Genomic DNA, 23,054 nt, shown 5'->3' on the forward strand with positions numbered 1-23,054 from the left:
GGTGATTTTGGTTGATTGTGCACACTAACCCGCCTATCCATGCGTCAGAAAGTTAGAAGAATCGACGCACTGGGAGGGATAGAGGATGAATCGACTAATAAGGCTAGGCTGTCTGGCGCTCTCCGTTATTGTTCTAGGCGCATGCAGCGCGGACAGGATCACAGCTGAGGACGTACAGCATGCGCTTGAGCGACAAGGTCTCGAAGCAACCCAAATTGATGTAGCCGTCGCAGAGGGCGGGGAAGATGGCGATTCTTTGCAACTAAGCGGCGTCCATCCGGAGGCGTTCGAACTTGCTCTGCCTACGGCGGATATGGCTAAGCCCGAATATGTCTTCGTCTACGAATACGAAACGGATATAGCAAGACAGACTGCCGGCCGGTCGCAAGATCTTGCCTCACTGCGGATGGCAGACCTGTATCCGAATCTTCGTCAAAAGGGCAATATCGTCGTCATTTACTGGTCCGCCAACAAAGAAATTCCATTACTGGACGCGAAATTCGCGAAAGCTATTGACAAACTGTAGTCGAAAGTTTCATTCCATGTTTCAGTATGGTATGGTTAAGGTCCACGCTATCGAAGGTCATATTCATTCGCCCTTTTCATAAGGTTATTAGGGCTTTGGCAACACCGCAATGATGAGCAGATTGCCTTCCATAGACTAAAGCGATGGATAGCTGTTAACGTCCGACTACCGCAGCCCATGCCAATGAATTGACAAGGTAGGCATTGGATATTGTATTAGGAGCAGGGAGCAGCCGATTTAAGTCAGAGAAGGGGAAACAACAGGATGAGCAAAGAATTTTTGAATGATGATGAAGCGATTGTCTCCAAGGATAAGTATTACGCCCTGGTTGAGGCGACCGATTATTATGAAGTGAAAAGCGAGCAAATCCCTTTGTTCCTCGAGAAGGGGAAGCAACCGACGGTCGGCGATTATATTCGGCTGTTTAAGGATCATTTCCGCGTCGATACCGAAATTAAAAGCTTCACGCCTTATATGGAATTCAAGGTGACCAACCCTCAGCCCAAAGGTCTTCGGAATTTGAAGGTGCTGCGGCTGGCCAAAGATTTCACCTACAGGCCGATCACAAAACTTTAAACCACTTAAAAACACAAAATCACTTCTCAGGAGTCAGCATTGAGGGGTGATTTTTTTCGTGCTACAGGATAATCCCATATTTTTTATCGGATTAAGACGAATTTTATCATTTCGTCGCTCAAATTGGTTTCGAAGTATGGTATAGTTTTCAAAAGGTAAGATAAACTTGCGGGTATAGGTTGTCGGCTAGGCCCGGGCATTCATTCGTAGTTCGAATTCATTGTGAGGTGGAAGCGTTGCAATTGCAGGTAAACAACAGTCCGTTTAATCAGGAGCAGGTCGACCTTCTGAATCGACTTCTTCCGAGCTTGACTGATACGCAAAGGATCTGGCTAAGCGGGTTCCTCGCCGCATCGGCACAGAACCAAGCGGCATCGGGTGCGCCAGCGGCGGCGCCGCTGGCGACGAGCGCAGCTCCGGCGGCAAGCAAAGAAGTAACCATTCTATTCGGATCGCAGTCCGGTAATGCGCATGGGCTGGCGAAGAAAACGGCGAAGACGCTGGAAGCAAGCGGATTCCAGGTGACGTTGTCGTCGATGAGCGATTTCAAGACGAATCAGTTGAAGAAAGTGGAGCAGCTGCTCGTCGTGGTCAGCACGCATGGCGAAGGCGAACCACCCGATAATGCAATCTCGTTCCATGAATTTCTCCTTGGCAAGCGCGCGCCGAAGCTCGATGGATTGCGTTATTCGGTGCTGTCGCTCGGCGACAGCTCGTACGAGCTGTTCTGCAAGACGGGCCAAGACTTCGACAAGCGGCTTGAAGAACTCGGAGCCGTACGTCTATTCGATCGCGTAGATTGCGACGTCGACTTTGACGAGCCTGCAGCGCAATGGCTGCAAGGTGTTGTCGGAAGCTTGAACCAGGCTCAAGCCGGTTCGGGCGCGGTAGCGCCTACTGTTCCGACGGCGGCAGCCGCTGCAACTACGGAATCGGCTTATTCCCGTACGAATCCGTTCCAGGCCGAGGTACTAGCGAACTTGAATCTGAACGGACGCGGCTCTAACAAAGAGACGCGTCATCTCGAGCTGTCGCTTGAGGGATCCGGACTGAATTATCAGCCGGGAGACGCTCTTGGCGTCTATCCGCAGAACGATCCGGCGCTTGTCGACGAGCTGCTTGCCGCGACGCAATGGAATCCGGAAGAACAGGTGACGATCAACAAGCAGGGCGAAGTACGACAGCTGCGCGAAGCGCTGATCGAATATTTCGATATTACGGTGTTGTCCAAATCGCTGCTGGAGAAGCTGACGCCTCTTGCCGCGAACAAGGAAGCACTTGAACTGCTCGCAAGCGATCGGCTCAAACCTTATATTCAAGGTCGCGATCTGCTCGATTTCATTCGTGAATACGGCCCGCTGCAGGGAAGCGCGCAGGATATCGTGTCGCTGCTTCGCAAAATGCCGGCGCGTCTATACTCGATCGCAAGTTCCCTGGCGGCGAATCCGGAGGAAGTGCACCTGACAATCGGCGCAGTTCGTTATGAGGCGCATGGCCGCGAGCGCAAAGGCGTCTGCTCGGTCTACACCGCGGAGCGGCTGCAGCCTGGCGACAAGATCCCGGTCTACGTGCAGCAGAACACGAACTTCAAGCTGCCGGAGAATCCGGAAACGCCGGTCATCATGGTCGGACCGGGAACGGGGATCGCGCCATTCCGCTCGTTCATGCAGGAGCGTGAGGAGACTGGAGCAAGCGGACCGTCCTGGTTGTTCTTCGGCGACCAGCATTTCGTCACCGACTTCCTGTACCAGACCGAATGGCAGCGCTGGATCAAAGACGGCGTCCTCACCCGCATGGATGTGGCATTCTCGCGCGACACGGAAGATAAAGTATATGTCCAGCACCGTATGCTGCAGCAGAGCAAGGAATTGTACGCTTGGCTGGAGCAGGGCGCAGCTGTCTATATTTGCGGCGACGAGAAGCAAATGGCTCGTGATGTGCACCGTACGCTGGTGGATATCGTCGAGCAAGAAGGCGGCGTGAGCCGTGAACAAGCCGAGGAATATGTCGCGGCGATGCAGAAGAACAAGCGCTACCAGCGCGACGTGTATTGATTCGGATGGAGAGGAGTATTACTTAGCATGGCAACTACAAAATTAAGCAGGCCGGATGGACCTCCGAGCGATGTTGAACGTATCAAGCATGAAAGTAACTATCTGCGCGGAACCTTGGCCGAATCGATGCTCGAGCCGCTTAGCTCCGGCATCTCCGATGACGATAACCGACTGATGAAATTCCACGGCAGCTACTTGCAAGACGACCGCGATCTGCGCAACGAGCGTCAGAAGCAGAAGCTTGAGCCGGCCTATCAGTTCATGCTCCGCGTACGTATGGCGGGGGGCGTGGCGCAGCCGGAACAGTGGCTCGTCATGGATGAATTGGCGAACAAGTACGGCAACGGCACGTTGAAGCTGACGACGCGTCAGACGTTCCAGATGCACGGCATCCTGAAGTGGAACATGAAGAAGACGATTCAAGAGATTCATCAGTCGATGCTCGATACGATCGCAGCGTGCGGGGACGTTAACCGGAACGTCATGTGCAATCCGAACCCGTATCAGTCCGACGTCCATGCAGAGGTGTACGAATGGTCAAGACGGCTTAGCGACGACCTGCTGCCGCGGACGCGCGCGTATCATGAGCTGTGGCTAGATGAAGAGAAGGTCGCTTCGAGCCCCGAGCAGGATGAAGTCGAACCGATGTACGGTCCGCTCTACCTGCCGCGCAAATTCAAGATCGGCATTGCCGTACCGCCTTCCAACGATATTGACGTCTACTCGCAGGACTTGGGTTATATCGCGGTTGTCGAAGACGGCAAGCTGGTCGGCTTTAACGTTGCTATCGGCGGCGGTATGGGGATGGCCCATGGCGACAAGGAAACGTATCCGCAGCTCTCGAAGGTTATCGGCTTCTGTAAGCCGGAACAGATTGTGGACGTGGCCGAGAAAATCATTACGATACAGCGCGACTACGGCAATCGCTCGCATCGTAAGAACGCCCGCTTCAAATATACGGTGGACCGTCTCGGACTTAAGAACGTAAAGGCCGAGTTGGAACGTCGTTTGGGCTGGAAGCTGCAAAAAGCAAAATCGTTCCACTTCAACGATAACGGCGACCGCTACGGCTGGGTACAGGGCGTAGGCGACAGCTGGCACTACACCATGTTCGTGCAAGGCGGCCGGATCACGGATGACGCCGACTATCCGCTCATGACAGGCTTGCGCGAAATCGCGAAGGTTCACACGGGCGACTACCGCTTGACGGCAAATCAGAACTTGATTATCGCCAATGTCACGCCTGAGAAGAAGGCAGAGATCAGCGAACTGATCGAACGTTACGGCCTGACGGACGGCAAGCGCTTCTCCGGTCTGCGCCGCAGCTCGATGGCTTGCGTATCGTTGCCGACATGCGGTCTGGCTATGGCTGAGGCAGAACGTTACCTGCCGGTGCTTGTGGATAAGATTGACGACATTCTGGACGCGAACGGACTGCGGGACGAAGAAATTACGATCCGCATGACCGGCTGCCCGAACGGCTGCGCGCGCCACGCGCTCGGCGAGATCGGCTTCATCGGCAAAGCGCCGGGCAAATACAATATGTATCTGGGCGCCGCCTTCAATGGCAGCCGCTTGAGCAAGATGTACCGGGAGAATATCGGTGAGGACGAGATCCTCCGCGAGCTCCAGGTGCTGATTCCTCGCTATGCGCAAGAACGCGAGAACGGCGAACACTTTGGCGACTTCGTTATTCGCGCAGGCGTTATCGCCGCGACGACCGACGGTACCAATTTCCACGAATAAGAAGTTAATGATGCATACAAATAAGGTCCACGAGAGGCGAGTTTCCAGCTCGCTTCCCGTGGACCTTTTTGCATGGTTTTATGCTTCGATATTTTTGTACTGATTGGCGAACATCTGATGGTACTTGCCTTCATGCTGCATTAATGCGCCGTGGCTGCCTTGCTCGGCAATTTCGCCGCGGTCGATGACCATGATCGTATCCGCATCCCGGATCGTGTTCAGCCGATGGGCGATGATGAAGCTGGTGCGTCCCTTCATAATGGAGAGCAGCGCTTCTTGAATATGAAGCTCCGTACGCGTATCGATGCTGCTCGTCGCCTCGTCGAGGATGAGGATTGACGGGTTCGCAAGGATAACGCGCGCAATCGCGAGAAGCTGACGCTGCCCTTGGCTCAGATTGCCGCCATTCTCGGAGAGGAGCGTATCATAGCGCTTCGGAAGGCGTTGAATGAAGACGTCGGCGTTGGCCATTCTCGCTGCGGCATACACTTCGGCGTCCGTCGCTTCCGGATTGCCGTATTTAATATTCTCTTTGATCGTGCCGGAGAACAGATACGTATCCTGCAGAACGATACCGAAGCTGCGGCGCAGGCTGTCGCGGGAATAGGTGCGAATATCGCGTCCGTCGATCGTAATCGATCCGCTGGTTACTTCGTAGAAGCGCGTCACGAGGTTCACGATCGTCGTCTTGCCGGCTCCGGTTGGGCCAACGAGCGCGAGACTGTCTCCGGCCGGAACACGAAAGCTGACATCTTTAAGGATCGGAACATCGGAACGATAGCCGAACGTAACGTTCTTGAATACGACGTCGCCTCTTGGCTTCACAAGCTCCGCCGCGCCTGGCTCATCGGCTGCTTCCTCGGCCTCGTCGAGCACTTCGAAGGCACGCTCGGCGCCTGCGACGCCGGACTGCAGAATATTGTACGTATTGGCCAGATCGTTCAGCGGACGCACGAATTGGCGGGAATAACTGAGGAAGCTGGCAATGATCCCTACGGTTATGTCGCCTTGCACTGCTAGGACGCCTCCGACGATCGCTACTGCTGCAAAACCAATGTTGTTGATGACGCTAAGCATCGGCATGAGGAAGCCAGACCAGATTTGAGCCTTCAGGCCGACGTCGTACAGCCGCTCATTGACGGCGTCGAAATCCGCAACAGCTCTCTGTTCGCGATTGAACGCTTGGACGACGTAGAGGCCGGAGATCGTCTCTTCGATATGCCCGTTCAGCTTGCCCAGCTGCGCCTGCTGATCTTTGAATAACTTGCCGGTCCGTTTCGTAATCGTCCTGGCCAAGAAGAACACAAGCGGCACGGTGATCAGACTTGCCAGCGTAAGCGAAGGGCTGAGGATCAGCATCATGGCGAAGGAACCGACAATGGCGATTACGCCGGACATCAGTTGGCTCGTCGACTGCGAAATCGAGTTGCTCACATTATCGATATCGTTCGAGAGCCTGCTCATGATATCGCCATGTGAACGGCCGTCGAAGTAAGCGAGCGGCAGCTTCTGCAGCTTCGCGAACATCGTCTGGCGCATACGCATCACGACGCGTTGGGCCAAGCCGGCCATAATCCAGCTGTGGAGGAAAGCGAGCCCGCCGTCCGCTACATAGGTGCTGATGAGCGCAATCATCGTCACGTTGAGCACGGAGTAGTCAACTTGTCCGCCTGCCATCGCATCGACGGCTACCCCGATGAGATAGGGACCCGCAAGCGTCAAGGCTGAGTTAGCGGCGATGAAGAGGAAAACAATGGTCAACCATTTACGCTCCGTACCCATGTAAGACCAGAGACGTCGAAGCGTACCTTTGAAATTCCTCGGTTTGACGACGGGAGCGCGTCCGCCGCGCGGCTGTCCCGGACTAGGCATGGCGGCAGCGGCAGAAGGCTGCTGCGCGCTAGACTTATCATTCGTGGTCGGCATGGACGAGCAGCTCCTTCCCGTATTGCGATTGGAATATTTCCCGATAGATACGGTTGCCGGCCATGAGCGAGGCATGCGAACCGACACCTGCGACTTCGCCTTCATCCAGGACGACGATCTTGTCCGCATCCATCACGGAGCTGATCCGCTGCGCGATGATCAGGCAAGTGACGCCGCTGGCATATTGCGCCAACGCCTCTTTGACATTCGCTTCCGTCTCCGTATCGACGGCGCTGGTGCAATCGTCGAGGATGAGAATATCCGGCTTGCGGACCAGCGCGCGAGCGATGGATAACCGCTGCTTTTGGCCGCCCGACAAGTTGACGCCGCGCTGTCCGAGCAACGTCTGGTACCCTTCGGGGAAGGAGGTGATAAAAGCATCTGCCTGCGCCATCTTGGCTGCCAGTTCGATCTCCTGCTGCGTGGCCTCGTCCTTACCGAATCGCAGGTTCTCTTCGATCGTACCGCTGAACAGAATGGTCTTCTGCGGCACGATGGCGATGCGCTCGCGCAGCTTGGCCGGATCCAGCTTGCGGATATCGGCTCCGTCGACCTTGATGCTCCCGGAATCCGCGTCGTAGAAGCGGGGGATCAGGTTGACCAAAGTGCTTTTGCCGGAGCCGGTAGATCCGATAATCCCTATTGTCTCGCCGGGCATGCAAGCGAATGTGATGTTCCTCAGCACCGGTTCGCCTGAGGCGCCCTCGTAGGAGAAGGAGACTTGATCGAATTCGATGCGGCCAGCCTGTTCCATGCGAGGCAGAGTTGCGGCGTTATCCCAAGTAATCCGGTTCACTTCGTTGAATACTTCGCCGATGCGCAGCGCGGAAGCCTTGGCGCGGACGAACATGTTGAATACGAGGAAGATCGTCATGAGAGCGAACAAAATCTGCGTCATGTAGTTTACGAAAGCGACAATATGTCCGACCTGCATCTGATGATCATTGACGCGCGAGGCGCCGAGCCAGAGGACGGCTGCGATCCCGAAATTAACGGTAAGGAGGATCGACGGGTTGAAGATCGCGAGCAGGCGGTTCACATGGACCGATTGGTTCTGATAATCGAGGTTCGCCGACTGGAACTTATCGGTTTCATAGTCGAATCGGTTGAACGCTTTGACGACGCGGACGCCGGACAGATATTCGCGAATGATGCGGTTCACGTTATCGAGCGCTTGCTGCACTTTCACGAAACGGCTGAACCCGATCTTTAAGTTCAGGGCTACGAGCAGGACGACGATCGGGATGACCACCAGCAGCACCACGGACAAATGCATATTGAGCCGTACCGCCATAATCAGACTCCCGATGCATAAGATCGGGGCTTTGACGAAAATACGCATCAGCCCGTTCACGAAGTTCTGCACCTGCGTAATGTCATTCGTCAGACGCGTAATGAGCGATGCCCGCTCGAATTGGTCGATATTGCGCGACGATAGCGATTGGATCTTGGCGAACAAATCCGCCCGAAGCTCCATGCCGAACTTCTGCGACACCCGGGATGCGACGACGTTGCGGATCGCCGCGGCAATCGCGCCGAATGCGGTAATCAGCAGCATGAGCCCGCCCATGCGCAGGACGTAATCCATCCGGCCTTCAGCTACGCCATGGTCGAGTATGTAGGACATGATCGTCGGCTGCAGCAAATCCGCAAGCGCTTCCAGCATGACGAAGAATACGGCGACCAGAAACAGCTTCCAGTGCCGTTTTACATATTTTTTCATAAAAGCCAATTCCATGACACGCTCCTCCCGTTCCGTGGTGAACCTCTCTATTGAAAGATACTCCCATTCTGGCGAAATGTCATCTTTTCATACGGAAAAAGATGGGATTGGTCCCCGTTAACGCCTGCCCGCAGCATTCCTTCTCCGCTATGTTCCCATTCTTTGAACAAAGCCGCTAGGCTCGCTTTCAGATCCTTCATCCCGGCGGGATCGCTGACTTGGACGAGCGCCGTTACTCGGCTTCCCAATGCGAAGACGACGGCCGCTTTATCTTGGCAACTTTTTTTGACCAAGGCGACGAGCCGATAGATCTGGACGTTCGTAAGGCGCAAATCCGACAGAGGGACCAGATCGAACAAGATGGCGGACAGGATCTGGGTGTCGTCCAATCCCATCTCGCCAGCTTTGCGCCGAAGAATGGCAAGATCCTGCAGCGAGAGCAGCTCGTTGAACCGGTCGTATGCCTTCTTGTAGTAATAATCGGCTTGGGATTTCTTATGAACCATCTCCAGCGAGAGGATCGATCGGCCTTGTTCCAGAATGAGGCGGTCGAGCGTATTGAGCTCGCGCTTCAGTTCGATGACGACATAACCAAGGCAAGCGTCGGCGGCTATAATCGGGACGATATACCGGCTGAACGTGCCGGCAGACGTCTCCTCATCGTAGGCGGCAGGCTCGCGCTTGGAGGCAAAACGCTGGGCGACCGAAGCGATGGAGATGAACGTCTTATTGCGGGGATTAGCCGCGGTAACGCCCGCATAATGACGGTCGTGCCTTTGTTCTTGAGCGACAACTTCATCAGAATGGCATGAATCCAAGCGGCGCGTATCGGCCGCTCCGCCCGCCAATTGTTCGGGAAGCAGCCGGATCGGGTCGTGGTGCTGTTCTACGGATCTTTTGCGGCGACGTATCAAGGCCATGGGACCGACGTTGCGATTATCGGCGGGCTGCTCGATTATCAGACGGACAATCCCCGTATCCCGCGGGCACTGGAAGCGGCGGAGGAATCGGGCATGGCGATCGCGTTCCGGGAGGGGAAAGGCTTGTTCTCTCATCCGAACACGGCGAAGCTGATTCTTTCCAGCGGAGATGGGGAAGACCAAGAAGAACTGACGATGACAGGGGTGTCGATTGGCGGAGGCAATATTGAAATTATCGCGATCGACGGCTTCACGGTCCGAATGTCGGGGAACTATCCCACGATCGCCGTCCGTCATAAAGACTGGACCGGGATTATTGCCAGCGTTTCGGATGTAATGCGCCGGCATGCCTGCAATATTGCGCATATGACGGTTGACCGTAAGGCGAGAAGCGGCGATGCGTTAACGGTGCTGGAACTGGATGGGGATTTGGATGAAGCGTTACTGCGAGAGTTGTCCGCTCTGGATAACGTGGAGGCGATTCGCCAAGTGGATTTGAGCAAAGGCTAGAGCGTATAGAGGAGGAGACAGCATGAATTTTCACAGCCTGGAGCAGTTGGCGGTATTGAGCGCTGAACGCGGAGTCACGATCGGGCGGTTGATGCTCAAGGAGCAAGCGATGGAATCGGGCAAGTCGCCGGAGCAGGAGTTCGAACTGATGGCGCAATACTATAACGTGATGAAGGAAGCCGTGAAACGCGGATTGACGGAAGACACAACCTCCCGCAGCGGGCTGACCGGCAGAGATGCGCAGCGGGTCATGGCGTTCGGCGATGGGCAGGAGATGAGTCTCGGCAAAGCCGCAGGAGACGCAATGGCTTACGCGCTGGCAGTGTCCGAGGTGAATGCTTCGATGGGGAGAATCATTGCCACGCCGACGGCCGGTTCGGCCGGGATTATTCCCGGGGTCTTCGTCAGTTGCCAGGAGAGGTTCGGCTGGAGCGACGAGCATATGGTGTACGGCCTGTTCGCAGCGGGCGCGATCGGATACGTCATCGCCAATAACTCCTTTGTCTCCGGGGCGGAAGGCGGCTGCCAGGCAGAGGTCGGCTCGGCGATCGGAATGGCGGCCGGCGCGCTAACCGATATGCGGGGCGGGACGCCGGCTCAGTCGATCCACGCCGTCGGACTTGCGCTCAAGAACACGCTCGGCCTCATCTGCGATCCGGTCGGAGGGCTAGTGGAAATTCCGTGCATCGTCCGCAACGGGTTCGGCGCGGTAACGGCGCTCGCCGCGGCGGATATGGCATTGGCCGGCGTACGAAGCGTCATCCCGTCCGATGAGGTTGTTCAGGTGATGCTCGAGGTAGGCTCCAGCATGCCGGAGAAGCATCGCGAGACGGCTGGCGGTGGACTGGCGCAAACACCGACAGGGAAAGCGATCATGAACAATCTGCGCAAACGATGAATACGTGTAGCGAAAGGGGCAGTCCGCCGGTTGAAAGGCGCGGACGGTCCTTTTTTGCGTTGTCTCGCGGAAAAGAGGAAGGTTGCGTGGACATTCATTCAGAAGAGGACAATGCCGAGAATGGCCGCCCCTGCAATGACGCCGAAGGGGTGGAGCTTGTATTTGACGATCGCGAGGAAGGCCAGGACGCCGATCAGCAAGGTCGCGAAGGTAGACCAATGGTAGATCGTATCCGAATGATTGGAGAGACCGAAGTGGATGGCCGCATAGACGATCAATCCCGTAATGATCGGGCGCAAACCGTAGAAGGATGACTTGACCCATATATTCGCGTTCATGCGGTAAAAGAAGGCGGCAATGACGATGACGATAACAAGCGAAGGCAGAACGATACCGGCCGTTGCGACGATAGCGCCCAGCAAACCGCCCGCCTCGTAGCCGATCAGTGTCGCGCTGTTCGTAGCGACGGGGCCGGGCGACATGCCGGCAAGAGCAACCAACCGTTGGAACTCTTCGCCGGGCAGCCAGCCGTAACGTTCCGATTCATATTGAATCATTGGGATGACCGCATAGCCGCCGCCGAAGGACAGAAGGCCGATTTTTAAGAAGGCGAGAAATAACTGCCAGTGCAGCATGCGATCACTCCTAAATGTAGTATTCGATGATAGGTTGATTATCCGGAGTCGTTCGCTCCGTCTGCACGGAAAGGCCGAGCGCCTTCTTCAGGCGGATCAGGCAGATCCCGAGCGCGAGTCCAACAGCGATCATCACCGTCGGGTTGATACCCGTTATCAGCATGATGCCAACCGTACATGCGGCAACCGCGATCGTCGTCCGGTCGAATAACGCTTGTTTGCCCATTTTGTAGGCGGCGACGGCCATAAGGCCGATAATCGCGGCGTGAATCCCCTGGAAAGCCGCCTGCACCTTCGGTTCATGCTGAAATGCGGCATACAAAGCGCTAAGCAGGAAGACGATGATGAAGGTGGGCAGCGTAATCGCGAGTGTCGCTACAATAGCGCCAGGCACTTTGCCGATCCGGTATCCGATGAAGGCCGAGGCATTGACGCCGACGCCTCCCGGCGCCGCGGCTGCCATCGACATGAGGTCGCTTAATTGCTGTTGATCGATCCAATTCCGCTTCAGGCTGATCTCCCGTTCGATAATCGGAATCATGGCGTATCCGCCGCCGAAGGTGGAAGGGCCGATCCGGAAGAAAATCCAGAATAGATGAAGCAATACGGATAATCTTGTTGGAAGCTGTTCGTTCATAGCTGCCACCTCTCCTTGGTAGCTTTTTCTCTAAGTATAACAGCTTTTATCCAAATTGAAATAAACTTTAGCTGACGTATTTATCAATTAACCTTATTAGATTTATAAGAGGGGTGTTTGGACGGTTTTATGGTTATTATTCCGGTGCGAACGCTATGGAATAGGCGGAGATCAGATCGGATTCCGAGGACTTTATTTCAAAATGAAAATATTAAAAAGGCTGAAGCATGGGGGACGAATCCCAAGCTTCAGTCTGTCAGTTGTTCACTTCCTTATACGACCATGTTCGACCAGACCATCATGGCGGAACCTACGGCAACGGCGTCCTCTTGCAGCTTCCCTTTCGAGAAGCTCGGCACATAGTCAGGATAATAGTAAATATTGCGCTTAGCGGTATCGATCGCGGTCTGGAAATACAGCTCATGGGAGTTAATAAGCGGGCCGCCGAGCACGATGGACTCCGGGTGCAGCACATTAATGAGATTCGCGAGCCCGATCCCGAAACAGACGGCGGACTGGGTGAAGATCTCGCGGGCATAGGCATTGCCGCTATGCAGGCCTTGCAGCAGCACGTCGTACGTTAGGCGCTCCGGGGGAACTTGCCCGGCGCCGGGAATATCGGCGCGGCCGGTCTTGGCCACCGCACGTGCCCGTTTCTCCAACGCTTGCACGGAAGCAAGCGCTTCCCAAGCGCCGTAGTTGCCATGATCATGCAGCCGAGGGCCGTCCATCTGGATGATCATCTGGCCGACGGCGCCTTCCATATCGACGCTGCCGTGAACGATATGGCCGCCCGACATCATGGCCGAACGTAGGCCGACGCCCGCATGCACGTAGAGCATGTGCTGCAGATTCTCGCTGCGCATGGACCAATGCTCGCCGATGAGAGCCGCATCCGCGCCGTTCCCCAGCCGGGAGGCAATGCCGGTCCGCTCTTCCAGCAGCTTGCAGATCGGCACCTGATTCCAACCTCGCGCGGGGAAGTTGGATGGTTCGATAATCACGCCCGTCTTCCGATCGAGCGGGCCGACGGCTCCGATGCCGATCCCGACGACTTGATGCGGTTGAATATGGTGGTCCAGCATGATGGATCGAATATTCAACACGACATAGTCGATCAAGGCCTCCGGGGTCATCGCTTCGTCCATGCGCCAGCGGAGGAGCGCTTTCGAATTCATTTTGGCATCGAAGAACCCGAGCGTGGAGGTGCGACGCGAGATATCCAGGCCGAAGAAATAGCCGTAATCTGCATTCACTTCATAGAGAATAGGTCTTCGCCCTCCACTGGATGGGCCATATCCGGTGATAAGCAGCTTGTCCGCCACCATCTCCTCAAGCAGACGGGTTAACGAACTGCTGGTCATGCCGGACAGCGGCATCAGCTCGGCTTTGGAGGTCACTCCCTGACGGGCAATATGCGTATAGATGAGCTTCTTGGGAGAAGCGATCGGGAAGGAGGGAAGAATCGTCATGGTCATACCTCATTTTCCAAGTAAGGACATAGGATAAACCCATTATATATGATGAAAATGAGCGGATAAAGCTAAACTAACGCGTGCAGCATCACCTTCAGCTGCCGGCGCTGCTCGATGGTGAGCTTCCCCATGAGCTTCTCGGAAATCTCCGCGGTGACGGCGCGAATCGTCCGAATATGGGGCTTGGCCTTATCCGTCAGCGTTAGGATGGTCGCGCGCCGATCCTTCGGGTCGATCGTGCGCTGAAGAAGTCCGTTTTGCTCCAAAGCGTTGACGCGGATTACGGCAGCCAGCTTCTTCCTGTTCTTCGGGTTCCAAATGTTATTGCCGACGTTGCCGGTCTACATGCTGGACTTGGGCGGAGACAATACGGCCGTCGGATTGATCATCAGCATCTTCACCGTATTCGCCTTGTTCACCCGGCCGTTGGTCGGCGCGCTTATGGGCCAGAACAAGAAAGGCTGGCTCGCGGCAGGACTTATCCTATGCTTTGTCATTATTGCGTCCTATCATTGGACGGCTACGGTCGCCATGCTCCTGTTGGCACGGTGCATTCACGGCGTCGGTTGGGGAATCGTTACGGTGACGTCGAGCACGATCGCCTCGGATGTGATTCCGGCAAGCCGGCGGGGAGAGGGCATCGGATTCTTCGGGCTTGCGAGCACGCTGGCCATGGCGTTGGCCCCGGCGATCGGGCTTGCGCTGTTGAACGGAGAATGGCGGATGCCTAGCGTTATTGGCGTCGCAGCCGTCAGCACGATGTTATCGCTGTTATGCGTATGGGGCGTGAAGAGACAATCTAGACCGGTCGATTCTCGCATAGGCAGAGCGGAGCCGGTACAAGAGAAGCCTTCCTTCCGTTCGCAGCTATTCGAGCCGCGGGCGTTGTTTCCTTCGATGCTTGGTTTGCTGATCGGCATCGTCTACGGCGGGATCGTCAGCTTCATTACGCTGTTCGGCGAAGAAGCCGATATCGGCAACGTCGGTCTTTTCTTTACCTTGAATGCCGTCTGTCTGCTCATCGTCCGGTTTATCTCCGGGAGGCTGTTCGACCGCTAAGGCCATGGGTATTGAACCGAGTGGAACCGGCGCGGCGAGGTCCTGCGAATGCGACGTTCTATTCGGCATTCGATCTGGGGATCGGCGGAGGCGCCTTGATCCTCGGTCGGCTTGCGGAAGCGAGCAGCTATGCAGCGATGTATCGATATTCTTTCTTCGTGGTCGTGCTGTTCTGTATCGTCTATGTGTTGTTTAGCCGGAAACGGTCTTAGTGAAAGAGAGGAACTCGGAGAGCACCAATAGCGGTGCTCTCTTTGCTGTTCCATGGCATCGGCATCGGCCTGAACCGTCTGCCGATACAGGCAGTTGGCATCTCGGATTAGCCGCTGCGGGTCGTCGTTTTCCGATAAGCGGAAGGCGTGAAGCCGGTGAGCAGCTTGAATGTCCGGTGAAAATGCGGGAGGCTCGAAATACCGCATCTCTCCGCTATGCTTGAGACGTTCTCATCGGAAGCGAGCAGCAGTTCCTTCGCCCGAATGATCCGTTTGGCATTCACGTAGTCGGTGAGATTCATGCCGGTGAATTGCTTGAATGCCCTGGAGAAATGCGCTTGCGAGACGGCCGCCTTGGCCGAACAGGCGGCCAGGCTGTGATCCTGCTCGGGATGCGCATCGATATCATGGAGCGTGCTAATGATCCAGGACGGACCTGGCTTATGCTCAAGCGGACGGTCGGTGAATTGCTCGCTCAGATACCGGTTGAGCGCAAGCAACAGACGGCCCAATTCCAACCGGATAGCGGCCCGATAACCTGGCTGTTGCCGTTCGTATTCCTCGTGGAGATAGGGTAGCGTGCTCTCCAGCATGTCGCGAAGATACTCCGGCGGCTCGAATTTGAAGCAGCGGCGCTTGCGTGCCAGATCGAAGCACTGGAGCAAGGAATAAGAATCGTCATACGCGCCGGCGCCCGCCATTGCGGGAGAGAAGAAGATCGCGCTCGACAGAATGGGGTTAACGTCTTCCGGGTTGGCGCGATGCACCGTATTGCCGGGAATGAGGAATAAGTTGCCCGGCTTCTTGTCGTATAGCGTTTGATCAATGAAGAAGGTGCCGCTGCCTTCGTAGACGTACACCAATTCGTAAAGATCGTGCAGATGGTCGGGCAATTCGAATTGCGGGAGCTTGAGCGTCTTATGCGTAATATGAAAAGGGAAGAGCGGATCGCCAATAAAAGGTTTGCGGAAGGGCTCCATCATAATCGTCTCCCGTCGTTAATTTCACCTTTCTACCATAGCAAGAAAACGTATAAATACGCAATTCCTGTTCGATTCGTACGGTAATACGACTGTCAGCATGTGAATGGTATAGAAAGGATTGTCATAACAGACGCTATCGAAGAACAACAGCTCTGAAGGGAGAATGACGGAATGGATCAACAGCAGCTATTGGCGGCACATGAAGCGATCGATCTGCACGAGATCATCAACTTCAAGACGCTGGGACTCGCCAAGTCGAAGCTGATGCAAGGGCTTGTTTTCGACCAGGAGCTGAGGGCCTTGATGGAGAAGGATGTGCAGCAGACGCAGCAGGCGATCGCGGAATTGCAGGCTGTCTATGCGAAAGCTCCTTTCCATGCGCCTGTACCGGAATTTCGGCCGACGCCAATTCTTAATTAATGCGGACAAAGGAGTTCGAAGACACCATGAACATGCAGCAAGCCGATCCGATCAAGATGGATTACCTAGATCCCGCCAATGCGCTGAATATGCCGGAGATGGCAGATATGACGTTCGCGATGGATTTTCTCTCGCGCGTCAAGGAAGGGGTTCGCAATCTGTCGGTGGCGCTGACCGAGTCGGTCTCGCCGGATCTCCGCGCCTTGCTCCGGACTCAGCTCCGCCAAGGCATTGCGCTGCATCAAGAGATCAGCGAGCTGATGATTCGCAAAAAATGGTTCCATCCTTATGGGCTCAAGGAGCAGTTCCAGCTCGACATGCTGTCCCTTCAGAACACGCTTGAGATAAGCAAACAACGCTTCTTCCCGGATGATACGTCTCGAAAAGGCATGTTCGATCGCACGCCGGACGCACACATGGGGGGCAGCGAAGCATGAAGGCCGTTACCTATCAAGGCATCAAGAACGTCGTTGTGAAAGACGTGCCGGATCCAAAGATTGAGAAGGGCGACGACATGATCATCCGCCTGACGACGACGGCGATTTGCGGGTCGGATCTGCATCTGTTCCATGGGATGGTGCCGAATCTGCAGGAGGATTACGTCGTTGGCCATGAGCCGATGGGCATCGTCGAAGAAGTCGGCCCTGACGTGGCCAACCTGAAGAAAGGCGATAGAGTCATCATTCCGTTCAACATTGCGTGCGGACATTGCTTTTATTGCCAAAATCATCTGGAAAGCCAATGCGACAACTCCAACGAGAATGGCGAGATGGGCGGTTTCTTCGGCTATTCGGGTACGACAGGCGGCTTCCCGGGCGGCCAAGCGGAGCTGCTGCGCGTGCCGTTCGCGAATTTCACTCATTTCAAAATTCCCGAAGATTGCGAACATCCCGACGAGAAGCTATGCCTGATCTCCGATGCGATGACGACGGCGTTTTGGAGCGTGGATAATGCCGGGGTTAAAGGCGGAGAGACGGTTATTGTACTTGGCTGCGGGCCAGTCGGCCTGCTGGCGCAGAAGTTCGCCTGGTTCAAAGGCGCAAGCCGAGTCATCGCGGTCGATTATTTGGATTACCGGCTCGAGCATGCGAAGCGGACGAACAGCGTCGAAGTCGTCAATGCCGGATCGCATGAGAACGTCGGCAACGTGCTCAAGGAAATGACGAAGGGCGGGGCCGATATCGTCATCGATTGCACGGGCATGAGCGGGAAGATGACCCCGATGGAATCGCTGGCCTCCGGATTGAAGCTGCACGGCGGCGCCATGGGCGGCCTTGTTATCGCTTCGCAGGCGGTACGTAAAGGCGGTACGATTCAAGTTACCGGCGTGTATGCCGGAAGGTACAACGCTTTCCCGCTCGGCGATATTTTTCAGCGGAACGTCAATCTGCGGACCGGACAGGCGCCGGTCATTCATTATATGCCTTATATGTACGAGCTGATCAACACCGGCAAGGTCGATCCGGGCGATGTGGTTACGCATGTCATGCCGCTCGGCGAAGCGAAGAAGGGCTACGAAATTTTCGATACGCGAGTCGATAACTGCATTAAGGTCGTGCTGAAGCCTTAGTCTGGCGGAAGAGCATGGCTTGATGTTACCTAGGAGGTAAACGATGAAGAGTGCCTTGCATGAGACATTGGAGGTCCATGAGCTTGCCGCCTTCAAAACGATCTGTCTGACGACATCCAAGACGATGCGCGCCCTCGTGTCCGACCCGGAGCTCAAAGACATTATGCAGCAGGATGTCGAGCTTACGCATGTGCAACTGCAGGAGTTGAATTCCGTGCTGGCGAATTACGTCCAAGCGGGAGTGGCGCCATGAACACGATCATTGAACATTTGACCGGTATGAGTACGTTGACCGATCAGGTCGTCGCGACGAACTTGCTGATTAATGCCAAGAGCGGAGTGCGCAACTACGCGATGGCGGTTACGGAATCCGGTACGCCGGAGGTTAAGGCGATGCTGACAAAACATCTGGAAGAATCCATCGACATGCACGAGAGGATCATGAATTACATGATCGAGCGCGGCTGGTATCATCCATGGAACATAGAGGAACAGTTCCGTCTGGATCAGCAGAACATCGAGACGGCGCTGAAAGTCCCCATGCTCTAGCCGACGCTTAGCGGCAGGGGCTGACCCATAAGGATTCACTTTCACTCTTGTGAATCCTAAAATAGCTCGATATCTGAACAAAAAAGTGACCGAGCGGGTCCTAAACCTGCACGGTCACTTTTGCTATTTTATCTGTTGCTGCTTTCTTCAGCAGATTGTGGGCAAGCGAAAGCCACCCGACCTCAGGCGCACTTTTAGCTAGCCCCGAAACAGGAACCTTCGAAATCCTCGGTTGTTTTTGATTTGCCCAAACACACTCTCAGGTTCATGCAGGTGTTCTCGGGCTTTCCGTTTAATATGTAGGTAGTTCAAGCTGACTTGTATTTTACGATTTCCTTTGGCCTCAAGCTGTTTAACTGCTTGGTCAAGCTTTTCGCTTGTAATGGCCGCGGCTTTTTCAGGGTCACTGAGATCTAGGCCATTCAGTGCAGCCTCCTCCTGCTTCTCAGCTTCGATCTTGGTTCCATCGACGAAGTAGTGTTCCAAATTAACGTATTTTTCTTCGGCGAGAAACTGAAGAATGGTGGTGAAAACGGACTCCAGCACGTCTTTCATTCGCTCGGAACGGAAGCGATTGATGGTACGGAAATCTGGACGCTGTCTAGCGGCAAGCAACATGAACATCATATTCTCGCGCACCGCTTTGGCGATTTGGCGAGAGGAATAGATGTACGCATAGATGATGCTTTCATAAGCATCTTAGGGTGAAAGCTGTCCCGGCTGCCGCCGGGGTAAGCTTTGGTGAAGAGGATCATACTTAAACGGTTGACGGCGTCATTGATGATGCGGACGAGATGGTTTTGAGGAATATCTTCTTGCAAGTCCATTGGCAAGTACAGCTGGTCCATGGTATATTCTTTTGCTTTTAAAGTTTTGAAGGTTAACCCAAAACGGAGCAGGTCAAATGATTCTGGAGAAGCGCCAGCGGTCGCCTTTGTGAAGGGATTCCCACCTTAGCTTATTATTCAAGGAATCCCTGAACAACAGCGAGTGGAAGAACATTTGACTGCACAGTGAATTTGGTAACCTAACCTGATTTAAAATGAACCGGAGCCGTCCCAACCGTCATCTATGATGACTTATGAGACAGCCCCTTTTTGCTATGAGCCATAAGCGATGGGGATAGGTTCGGAATATATCAAATTTGAGTATATATGTGCAAAATGGAGCAATATGATTGTCTATTTTGATACCCTATAATGGAGAAAAGGTGAGGCAATCGAAAAAGGAGCTGGATACACGATGACGCTATCGAATGAAATGACGACGCTTTCGGAGCAGAATAAGGATGTGATTGAATCGCTCAAGCAATCGCCGGTACAAATTCTGCAGATCGGGGAAGGCAATTTCCTGCGGGGATTCGCCGATTGGATGATACATGTGCTGCGCGGGCAAGGCCTATTCGCGGGAAGCGTAGCGGTAACGCAGCCAAGACCGTCCGGTAAGCCGAAGATTGAACAGCTGGCTGGGCAAGACGGTCTCTACACGCTCGTGACGCAAGGGCTCGAGGACGGAGAGACCGTCATGCGCAAAGAAACGATCGGCGTGTTCGCTCACGTATTCGACCCGTACTCGGAATGGCAGCGTCTGATCGAGCTTGCGGTCAGCCCCGATCTGCAGTTCGTCATCTCCAACACGACGGAAGCGGGCCTTGTCTATCGGCCGGAAGAATTAACAGACGGACCAATCCTGTCCTATCCGGGGAAACTCGCATTCTTGCTGCATGAACGCTACCAAGCCTTCCAAGGCGACCCGTCCAAAGGACTCATTCTGCTCCCGTGCGAGCTGCTCGAGCGCAACGGCGATGTGCTGAAGGACGCCGTGCTCCGTTATGCGAAGGATTGGCGGTTCTCCGCTGACTTCTGTGCGTGGGTGCAAGAGCACAACCGTTTCTTGAACTCGCTCGTCGACCGCATCGTTACCGGGTATCCGGAAGAGTCGCAGGCGGAGAGCTGGTTCGCGGAATGGGGGTATCGTGACGCGATGCTGTGTACCGCGGAGCCGTATCATCTGTGGGCGATCGAAGCCGGAGCGGAAATGGAAGCGCTTCTACCGCTGCGGAAAGCAGGGCTTAACGTGCATTGGACCGATGATCTCGCGCCGTTCCAACAGCGGAAGGTGCGAATCCTGAACGGTGCGCATACGTGGATGGCGCCGATCGGATTGCTGCACGGCGTCGAGCATGTCCGAGCGCTGCTCGAACACCCTGTACTAGGAGCGAAGGTGCGCGATATCGTGCAAGAGGATATTTTGCCGACGTTGCCATATGAGGAAGAGGAGCTCAAGTCTTACGCAGCCACGGTATTCGACCGCTTCGGTAACCCGTACATCCGTCATCGCCTTGCGGATATCGCGATGAATTCGGTGAGCAAATTCAAGACGCGGCTGTTGCCGTCCTTCGCCTATTACGCGGCTGCAGGCAAGCAAATCCCGGCTGGATTGACGTTAAGCTTGGCTGCCCTGCTGTGCTACTACAACGTCTCGCGGAACGAAGACGGCGTCTATCAAGGCGTTAGCTTGAACGGAGAGACTTATGCGGTACGCGATGATGAGAAGTCGCTTGCGCGGATAGAGGCGCATTGGGAAGGTGCTAGAGTCGCCGAATCGCAGCGAGATGATCTCGTGAAGTCGCTGCTCGCAGACGTTGAACTGTGGGGGCAGGATTTGTCCGAATGGAACGGTCTGACGGAAGCCGTCGCACGGCAGATGGAACAGCTGGAGCGGGGTGATTTCCATGAATGATTGGGTACGCTTGTCGGATCGCGATCAAGTGGTGATCGCCTTGCGTCCGCTCGTGAAGGGCGAGACGCTCGAGCTGGAGAATGGCCAGGCTATCGAGACGTTGGAGGACGTACCGAAGGGGCATAAACTGCTCACGGTTCCGGTAGCCGCTGGCGGGCATGTCTACAAATTCGGTTACTCGATCGGTCTTGCCAAGACGGATATTCCAGCTGGCTCCTGGGTGCATACGCATAACCTGAAGACCGGTCTTGGCTCCATTCTCGAGTATCAATATGAGCCGGATTCGGATGTCATTCAGGCGGCGCCCGCAGCGGACGTACCGGTCTTCCAAGGTTACGTTCGCCCTAATGGCGAGGTCGGCATCCGCAACGAGATCTGGATCATCAACACCGTCGGCTGCATTAACAAAACATGCGAAATCTTAGCCAAGCGCGGCAATGACCGCTGCGGCGATGGTGTCGACGGCGTGTTCCACTTCAGCCATCCATTCGGCTGCTCGCAGCTTGGGGATGACTTGAAGTACACGCAGAGGCTGCTCGCTTCGCTCGTGAATCATCCGAATGCGGCCGGCGTCCTTGTCATCGGGCTCGGTTGCGAGAATAACGGTATCGGCTCCTTCCGGGAAGCGATCGGGGAAGTGGACCCGAACCGGGTCAAGTTCATGAGCGCGCAAGAGGAAGCGGATGAACTGGAGAAGGGGCTTGAACTGATCGATGAGCTGATCGCTTACGCCAGTACATTCAAGCGGGAGCCGGTTCCCGTGTCCAAGTTGAAGCTGGGGCTCAAATGCGGCGGATCGGACGGCTTCTCCGGCATTACGGCCAATCCGCTCGTCGGAACGATATCCGACCGGCTGATCGCAAACGGCGGTACGGCGATTCTGACCGAAGTGCCGGAGATGTTCGGCGCCGAGACGATCCTGATGAACCGCGCGGCCGACCAGGCCGTATTCGAGGATATCGTCTGCCTCGTCAACGATTTCAAGCAATATTTTATCCGGCATGGTCAAGAAATCTATGAGAATCCGTCCCCGGGGAACAAGGCGGGCGGTATTACCACCCTCGAAGAGAAGTCGCTCGGCTGCACGCAGAAGGGCGGACGCGCCACCGTTCACGACGTGGTCAGCTATGGCGGACGCGTAAGCAAGCACGGGCTCAATCTGTTGGAAGCGCCGGGCAACGATCTGGTGTCGGTGACGGCGCTATCGGCAGCCGGCGCGCATATCGTCCTGTTCACGACCGGCCGCGGCACGCCGTTCGGCGGACCGGTACCGACGGTGAAGATCGCGACCAACTCGGATCTGGCGCAGCACAAGAAGAACTGGATCGACTATAATGCCGGACAGCTGCTGGAGGACAAGTCGATGGGCGAGATGAACGAGACGTTGTGGCAGCAGCTCATTGCGATTGCATCCGGCGAACGTCAGACGAACAATGAGCGCAACGGCTTCCGGGAGATCGCGATTTTCAAAGACGGCGTTATTCTGTAAGCGTCCCTGAATCCTTCAATCCTTCATGGCAACATGACAAACATGTCATCATTTTAGTGACTGTCATCATGGCTGCCGTCACTTCTGACAGCAGGCGTACTTGGCTTATGATGGTGTCAGATTCATGAAGGGGAGGGGTTGCAGGTGAATATCGTATCGTGGCGTCATCATACGGCGCGGCTTATCCTGCTCGGCGTTATTCTGATCGCCGCATGGTTCATGTGGGCGAATGTCATTGCGCCGCTGCGCAGCGAGTTAAACATGCAGACGAGGTCGTTCGAGGACCAGATCGAAACGTTAACCGGCGCAACGCAGGATCGTCGCATTATTGTCTATAATTGATTGTGAGGAAGCTGCGCCATTGGTGCAGGCTTCCTTTTTTTATGCAGACAACAACATGGAAC

At 55.2% G+C, this 23,054-nt stretch carries 24 protein-coding genes and 1 pseudogene; 16 read left to right on the forward strand and 9 right to left on the reverse strand.

Annotated features, from left to right (window positions below; genetic code table 11):
* Positions 1 to 85 precede the first annotated feature (85 nt).
* The 4 genes from FHS18_RS15015 to cysI all read left to right on the forward strand — a co-directional run bounded on the left by FHS18_RS15015 (position 86) and on the right by cysI (position 4,902).
* Positions 86 to 526, forward strand: coding sequence for a hypothetical protein (locus tag FHS18_RS15015; protein ID WP_183600901.1), 441 nt, complete (start codon positions 86 to 88; stop codon positions 524 to 526).
* Between the two features lie 264 nt (positions 527 to 790).
* Positions 791 to 1,102, forward strand: coding sequence for a hypothetical protein (locus FHS18_RS15020; protein WP_183600902.1), 312 nt, complete (start codon positions 791 to 793; stop codon positions 1,100 to 1,102).
* 236 nt (positions 1,103 to 1,338) lie between these two features.
* Positions 1,339 to 3,156 (forward strand): assimilatory sulfite reductase (NADPH) flavoprotein subunit, encoded by a 1,818-nt coding sequence (locus FHS18_RS15025; protein WP_183600903.1) that lies wholly within the window; start codon positions 1,339 to 1,341, stop codon positions 3,154 to 3,156.
* 27 nt (positions 3,157 to 3,183) lie between these two features.
* The gene (gene cysI / locus FHS18_RS15030; protein WP_183600904.1) at positions 3,184 to 4,902 is read left to right on the forward strand and encodes an assimilatory sulfite reductase (NADPH) hemoprotein subunit; all 1,719 of its coding nucleotides are present in this window, start codon (positions 3,184 to 3,186) and stop codon (positions 4,900 to 4,902) included.
* Between the two features lie 78 nt (positions 4,903 to 4,980).
* Here cysI and FHS18_RS15035 read toward each other — a convergent pair whose 3' ends face one another.
* The 3 genes from FHS18_RS15035 to FHS18_RS15045 are packed head-to-tail and all read right to left on the reverse strand — an operon-like array spanning position 4,981 to position 9,471.
* Positions 4,981 to 6,828, reverse strand: coding sequence for an ABC transporter ATP-binding protein (locus tag FHS18_RS15035; RefSeq protein ID WP_183600905.1), 1,848 nt, complete (start codon positions 6,826 to 6,828; stop codon positions 4,981 to 4,983).
* Positions 6,812 to 8,560, reverse strand: a complete 1,749-nt coding sequence (locus FHS18_RS15040; protein WP_183601148.1) for an ABC transporter ATP-binding protein — start codon at positions 8,558 to 8,560, stop codon at positions 6,812 to 6,814. Before FHS18_RS15040 ends, FHS18_RS15035 begins: the two co-directional genes overlap by 17 nt.
* 38 nt (positions 8,561 to 8,598) lie before the next feature.
* Complete coding sequence (locus FHS18_RS15045) at positions 8,599 to 9,471, reverse strand: CdaR family protein (RefSeq protein ID WP_183601182.1); 873 nt, start codon at positions 9,469 to 9,471, stop codon at positions 8,599 to 8,601.
* Between FHS18_RS15045 and sdaAB the strand changes: the two genes are divergently transcribed.
* Complete coding sequence (gene sdaAB / locus FHS18_RS15050; protein WP_343060542.1) at positions 9,427 to 9,981, forward strand: L-serine ammonia-lyase, iron-sulfur-dependent subunit beta; 555 nt, start codon at positions 9,427 to 9,429, stop codon at positions 9,979 to 9,981. The two genes, FHS18_RS15045 and sdaAB, sit on opposite strands and share 45 nt — an antisense overlap.
* Before the next feature lie 22 nt (positions 9,982 to 10,003).
* The gene (gene sdaAA / locus FHS18_RS15055; protein ID WP_183600907.1) at positions 10,004 to 10,879 is read left to right on the forward strand and encodes an L-serine ammonia-lyase, iron-sulfur-dependent, subunit alpha; all 876 of its coding nucleotides are present in this window, start codon (positions 10,004 to 10,006) and stop codon (positions 10,877 to 10,879) included.
* 98 nt (positions 10,880 to 10,977) lie between these two features.
* On the opposite strand, the gene FHS18_RS15060 is transcribed toward sdaAA, so the two are convergent.
* From FHS18_RS15060 to FHS18_RS15075, 4 genes are all read right to left on the reverse strand, one after another.
* Positions 10,978 to 11,514, reverse strand: coding sequence for a chromate transporter (locus FHS18_RS15060; protein ID WP_183600908.1), 537 nt, complete (start codon positions 11,512 to 11,514; stop codon positions 10,978 to 10,980).
* Positions 11,515 to 11,524: 10 nt separating this feature from the next.
* Positions 11,525 to 12,151 carry a chromate transporter gene (locus FHS18_RS15065; protein ID WP_183600909.1) on the reverse strand — a complete coding sequence of 209 codons (627 nt, stop codon included), beginning with the start codon at positions 12,149 to 12,151 and terminating at the stop codon, positions 11,525 to 11,527.
* 272 nt (positions 12,152 to 12,423) lie between these two features.
* The gene (locus tag FHS18_RS15070) at positions 12,424 to 13,623 is read right to left on the reverse strand and encodes an ROK family protein (RefSeq protein ID WP_183600910.1); all 1,200 of its coding nucleotides are present in this window, start codon (positions 13,621 to 13,623) and stop codon (positions 12,424 to 12,426) included.
* 71 nt (positions 13,624 to 13,694) lie between these two features.
* Positions 13,695 to 13,892, reverse strand: a complete 198-nt coding sequence (locus FHS18_RS15075; RefSeq protein WP_183600911.1) for a MarR family winged helix-turn-helix transcriptional regulator — start codon at positions 13,890 to 13,892, stop codon at positions 13,695 to 13,697.
* 4 nt (positions 13,893 to 13,896) lie between these two features.
* Here FHS18_RS15075 and FHS18_RS15080 point away from each other — a divergent pair, with 4 nt between their 5' ends.
* Positions 13,897 to 14,685 (forward strand): MFS transporter, encoded by a 789-nt coding sequence (locus FHS18_RS15080; protein ID WP_246427663.1) that lies wholly within the window; start codon positions 13,897 to 13,899, stop codon positions 14,683 to 14,685.
* A gap of 20 nt (positions 14,686 to 14,705) precedes the next feature.
* Entirely contained in the window at positions 14,706 to 14,897 is a 192-nt protein-coding gene (locus FHS18_RS34385; RefSeq protein WP_246427664.1) for a hypothetical protein, read from the forward strand.
* 107 nt (positions 14,898 to 15,004) lie between these two features.
* On the opposite strand, the gene FHS18_RS15085 is transcribed toward FHS18_RS34385, so the two are convergent.
* Positions 15,005 to 15,880: an AraC family transcriptional regulator gene (locus FHS18_RS15085; protein ID WP_343060543.1), complete on the reverse strand. Its 876-nt coding sequence runs from the start codon at positions 15,878 to 15,880 to the stop codon at positions 15,005 to 15,007.
* A 171-nt stretch (positions 15,881 to 16,051) separates the two neighbouring features.
* Here FHS18_RS15085 and FHS18_RS15090 point away from each other — a divergent pair, with 171 nt between their 5' ends.
* Genes FHS18_RS15090 through FHS18_RS15110 form a run of 5 tightly spaced genes read left to right on the forward strand, consistent with a single transcriptional unit; the run spans position 16,052 to position 18,419 of the window.
* Positions 16,052 to 16,300 (forward strand): spore gernimation protein GerQ, encoded by a 249-nt coding sequence (locus FHS18_RS15090; RefSeq protein ID WP_183600912.1) that lies wholly within the window; start codon positions 16,052 to 16,054, stop codon positions 16,298 to 16,300.
* A 50-nt stretch (positions 16,301 to 16,350) separates the two neighbouring features.
* On the forward strand, positions 16,351 to 16,737 hold the full coding sequence (locus FHS18_RS15095; protein ID WP_183601150.1) for a spore coat protein: 387 nt from the start codon (positions 16,351 to 16,353) through the stop codon (positions 16,735 to 16,737).
* Entirely contained in the window at positions 16,734 to 17,870 is a 1,137-nt protein-coding gene (locus FHS18_RS15100) for a zinc-dependent alcohol dehydrogenase (RefSeq protein ID WP_183600913.1), read from the forward strand. Before FHS18_RS15095 ends, FHS18_RS15100 begins: the two co-directional genes overlap by 4 nt.
* 43 nt (positions 17,871 to 17,913) lie before the next feature.
* Positions 17,914 to 18,123, forward strand: a complete 210-nt coding sequence (locus FHS18_RS15105; RefSeq protein ID WP_183600914.1) for a hypothetical protein — start codon at positions 17,914 to 17,916, stop codon at positions 18,121 to 18,123.
* A complete protein-coding gene (locus tag FHS18_RS15110; protein WP_183600915.1) occupies positions 18,120 to 18,419 on the forward strand; it encodes a spore coat protein in 300 nt (99 codons plus the stop codon). The genes FHS18_RS15105 and FHS18_RS15110 overlap by 4 nt, the downstream gene beginning before the upstream one ends.
* 324 nt (positions 18,420 to 18,743) lie before the next feature.
* On the opposite strand, the pseudogene FHS18_RS35380 reads toward FHS18_RS15110, so the two are convergent.
* Positions 18,744 to 19,267, reverse strand: a pseudogene (locus tag FHS18_RS35380) (transposase); the annotation flags it as partial.
* A gap of 394 nt (positions 19,268 to 19,661) precedes the next feature.
* On the opposite strand from FHS18_RS35380, the gene FHS18_RS15120 reads away from it, so the two are divergent.
* The 3 genes from FHS18_RS15120 to FHS18_RS15130 all read left to right on the forward strand — a co-directional run bounded on the left by FHS18_RS15120 (position 19,662) and on the right by FHS18_RS15130 (position 22,992).
* Positions 19,662 to 21,161, forward strand: coding sequence for a tagaturonate reductase (locus FHS18_RS15120; RefSeq protein WP_246427666.1), 1,500 nt, complete (start codon positions 19,662 to 19,664; stop codon positions 21,159 to 21,161).
* Complete coding sequence (locus FHS18_RS15125; protein ID WP_183600916.1) at positions 21,154 to 22,650, forward strand: UxaA family hydrolase; 1,497 nt, start codon at positions 21,154 to 21,156, stop codon at positions 22,648 to 22,650. The genes FHS18_RS15120 and FHS18_RS15125 overlap by 8 nt, the downstream gene beginning before the upstream one ends.
* Before the next feature lie 144 nt (positions 22,651 to 22,794).
* Entirely contained in the window at positions 22,795 to 22,992 is a 198-nt protein-coding gene (locus FHS18_RS15130; RefSeq protein WP_183600917.1) for a hypothetical protein, read from the forward strand.
* Positions 22,993 to 23,054: the final 62 nt, after the last annotated feature.

The sequence above is a fragment of the Paenibacillus phyllosphaerae genome (assembly GCF_014192105.1).
Taxonomy (GTDB): Bacteria; Bacillota; Bacilli; order Paenibacillales; family Paenibacillaceae; genus Paenibacillus_Z; species Paenibacillus_Z phyllosphaerae.

Excerpts from the sequence above, each read along its gene's own strand:
- FHS18_RS15015 (WP_183600901.1), top strand. The coding sequence starts at position 86 with ATGAATCGACTAATAAGGCTAGGCTGTCTGGCGCTCTCCGTTATTGTT.
- FHS18_RS15020 (WP_183600902.1), top strand. The coding sequence starts at position 791 with ATGAGCAAAGAATTTTTGAATGATGATGAAGCGATTGTCTCCAAGGAT.
- cysI (WP_183600904.1), top strand. The coding sequence starts at position 3,184 with ATGGCAACTACAAAATTAAGCAGGCCGGATGGACCTCCGAGCGATGTT.
- FHS18_RS15035 (WP_183600905.1), bottom strand. The coding sequence starts at position 6,828 with ATGCCGACCACGAATGATAAGTCTAGCGCGCAGCAGCCTTCTGCCGCT.
- FHS18_RS15045 (WP_183601182.1), bottom strand. The coding sequence starts at position 9,471 with ATGGCCTTGATACGTCGCCGCAAAAGATCCGTAGAACAGCACCACGAC.
- sdaAA (WP_183600907.1), top strand. The coding sequence starts at position 10,004 with ATGAATTTTCACAGCCTGGAGCAGTTGGCGGTATTGAGCGCTGAACGC.
- FHS18_RS15060 (WP_183600908.1), bottom strand. The coding sequence starts at position 11,514 with ATGCTGCACTGGCAGTTATTTCTCGCCTTCTTAAAAATCGGCCTTCTG.
- FHS18_RS15065 (WP_183600909.1), bottom strand. The coding sequence starts at position 12,151 with ATGAACGAACAGCTTCCAACAAGATTATCCGTATTGCTTCATCTATTC.
- FHS18_RS15070 (WP_183600910.1), bottom strand. The coding sequence starts at position 13,623 with ATGACGATTCTTCCCTCCTTCCCGATCGCTTCTCCCAAGAAGCTCATC.
- FHS18_RS15085 (WP_343060543.1), bottom strand. The coding sequence starts at position 15,880 with ATGATGGAGCCCTTCCGCAAACCTTTTATTGGCGATCCGCTCTTCCCT.
- FHS18_RS15090 (WP_183600912.1), top strand. The coding sequence starts at position 16,052 with ATGGATCAACAGCAGCTATTGGCGGCACATGAAGCGATCGATCTGCAC.
- FHS18_RS15100 (WP_183600913.1), top strand. The coding sequence starts at position 16,734 with ATGAAGGCCGTTACCTATCAAGGCATCAAGAACGTCGTTGTGAAAGAC.
- FHS18_RS15105 (WP_183600914.1), top strand. The coding sequence starts at position 17,914 with ATGAAGAGTGCCTTGCATGAGACATTGGAGGTCCATGAGCTTGCCGCC.
- FHS18_RS15110 (WP_183600915.1), top strand. The coding sequence starts at position 18,120 with ATGAACACGATCATTGAACATTTGACCGGTATGAGTACGTTGACCGAT.
- FHS18_RS15120 (WP_246427666.1), top strand. The coding sequence starts at position 19,662 with ATGACGCTATCGAATGAAATGACGACGCTTTCGGAGCAGAATAAGGAT.
- FHS18_RS15125 (WP_183600916.1), top strand. The coding sequence starts at position 21,154 with ATGAATGATTGGGTACGCTTGTCGGATCGCGATCAAGTGGTGATCGCC.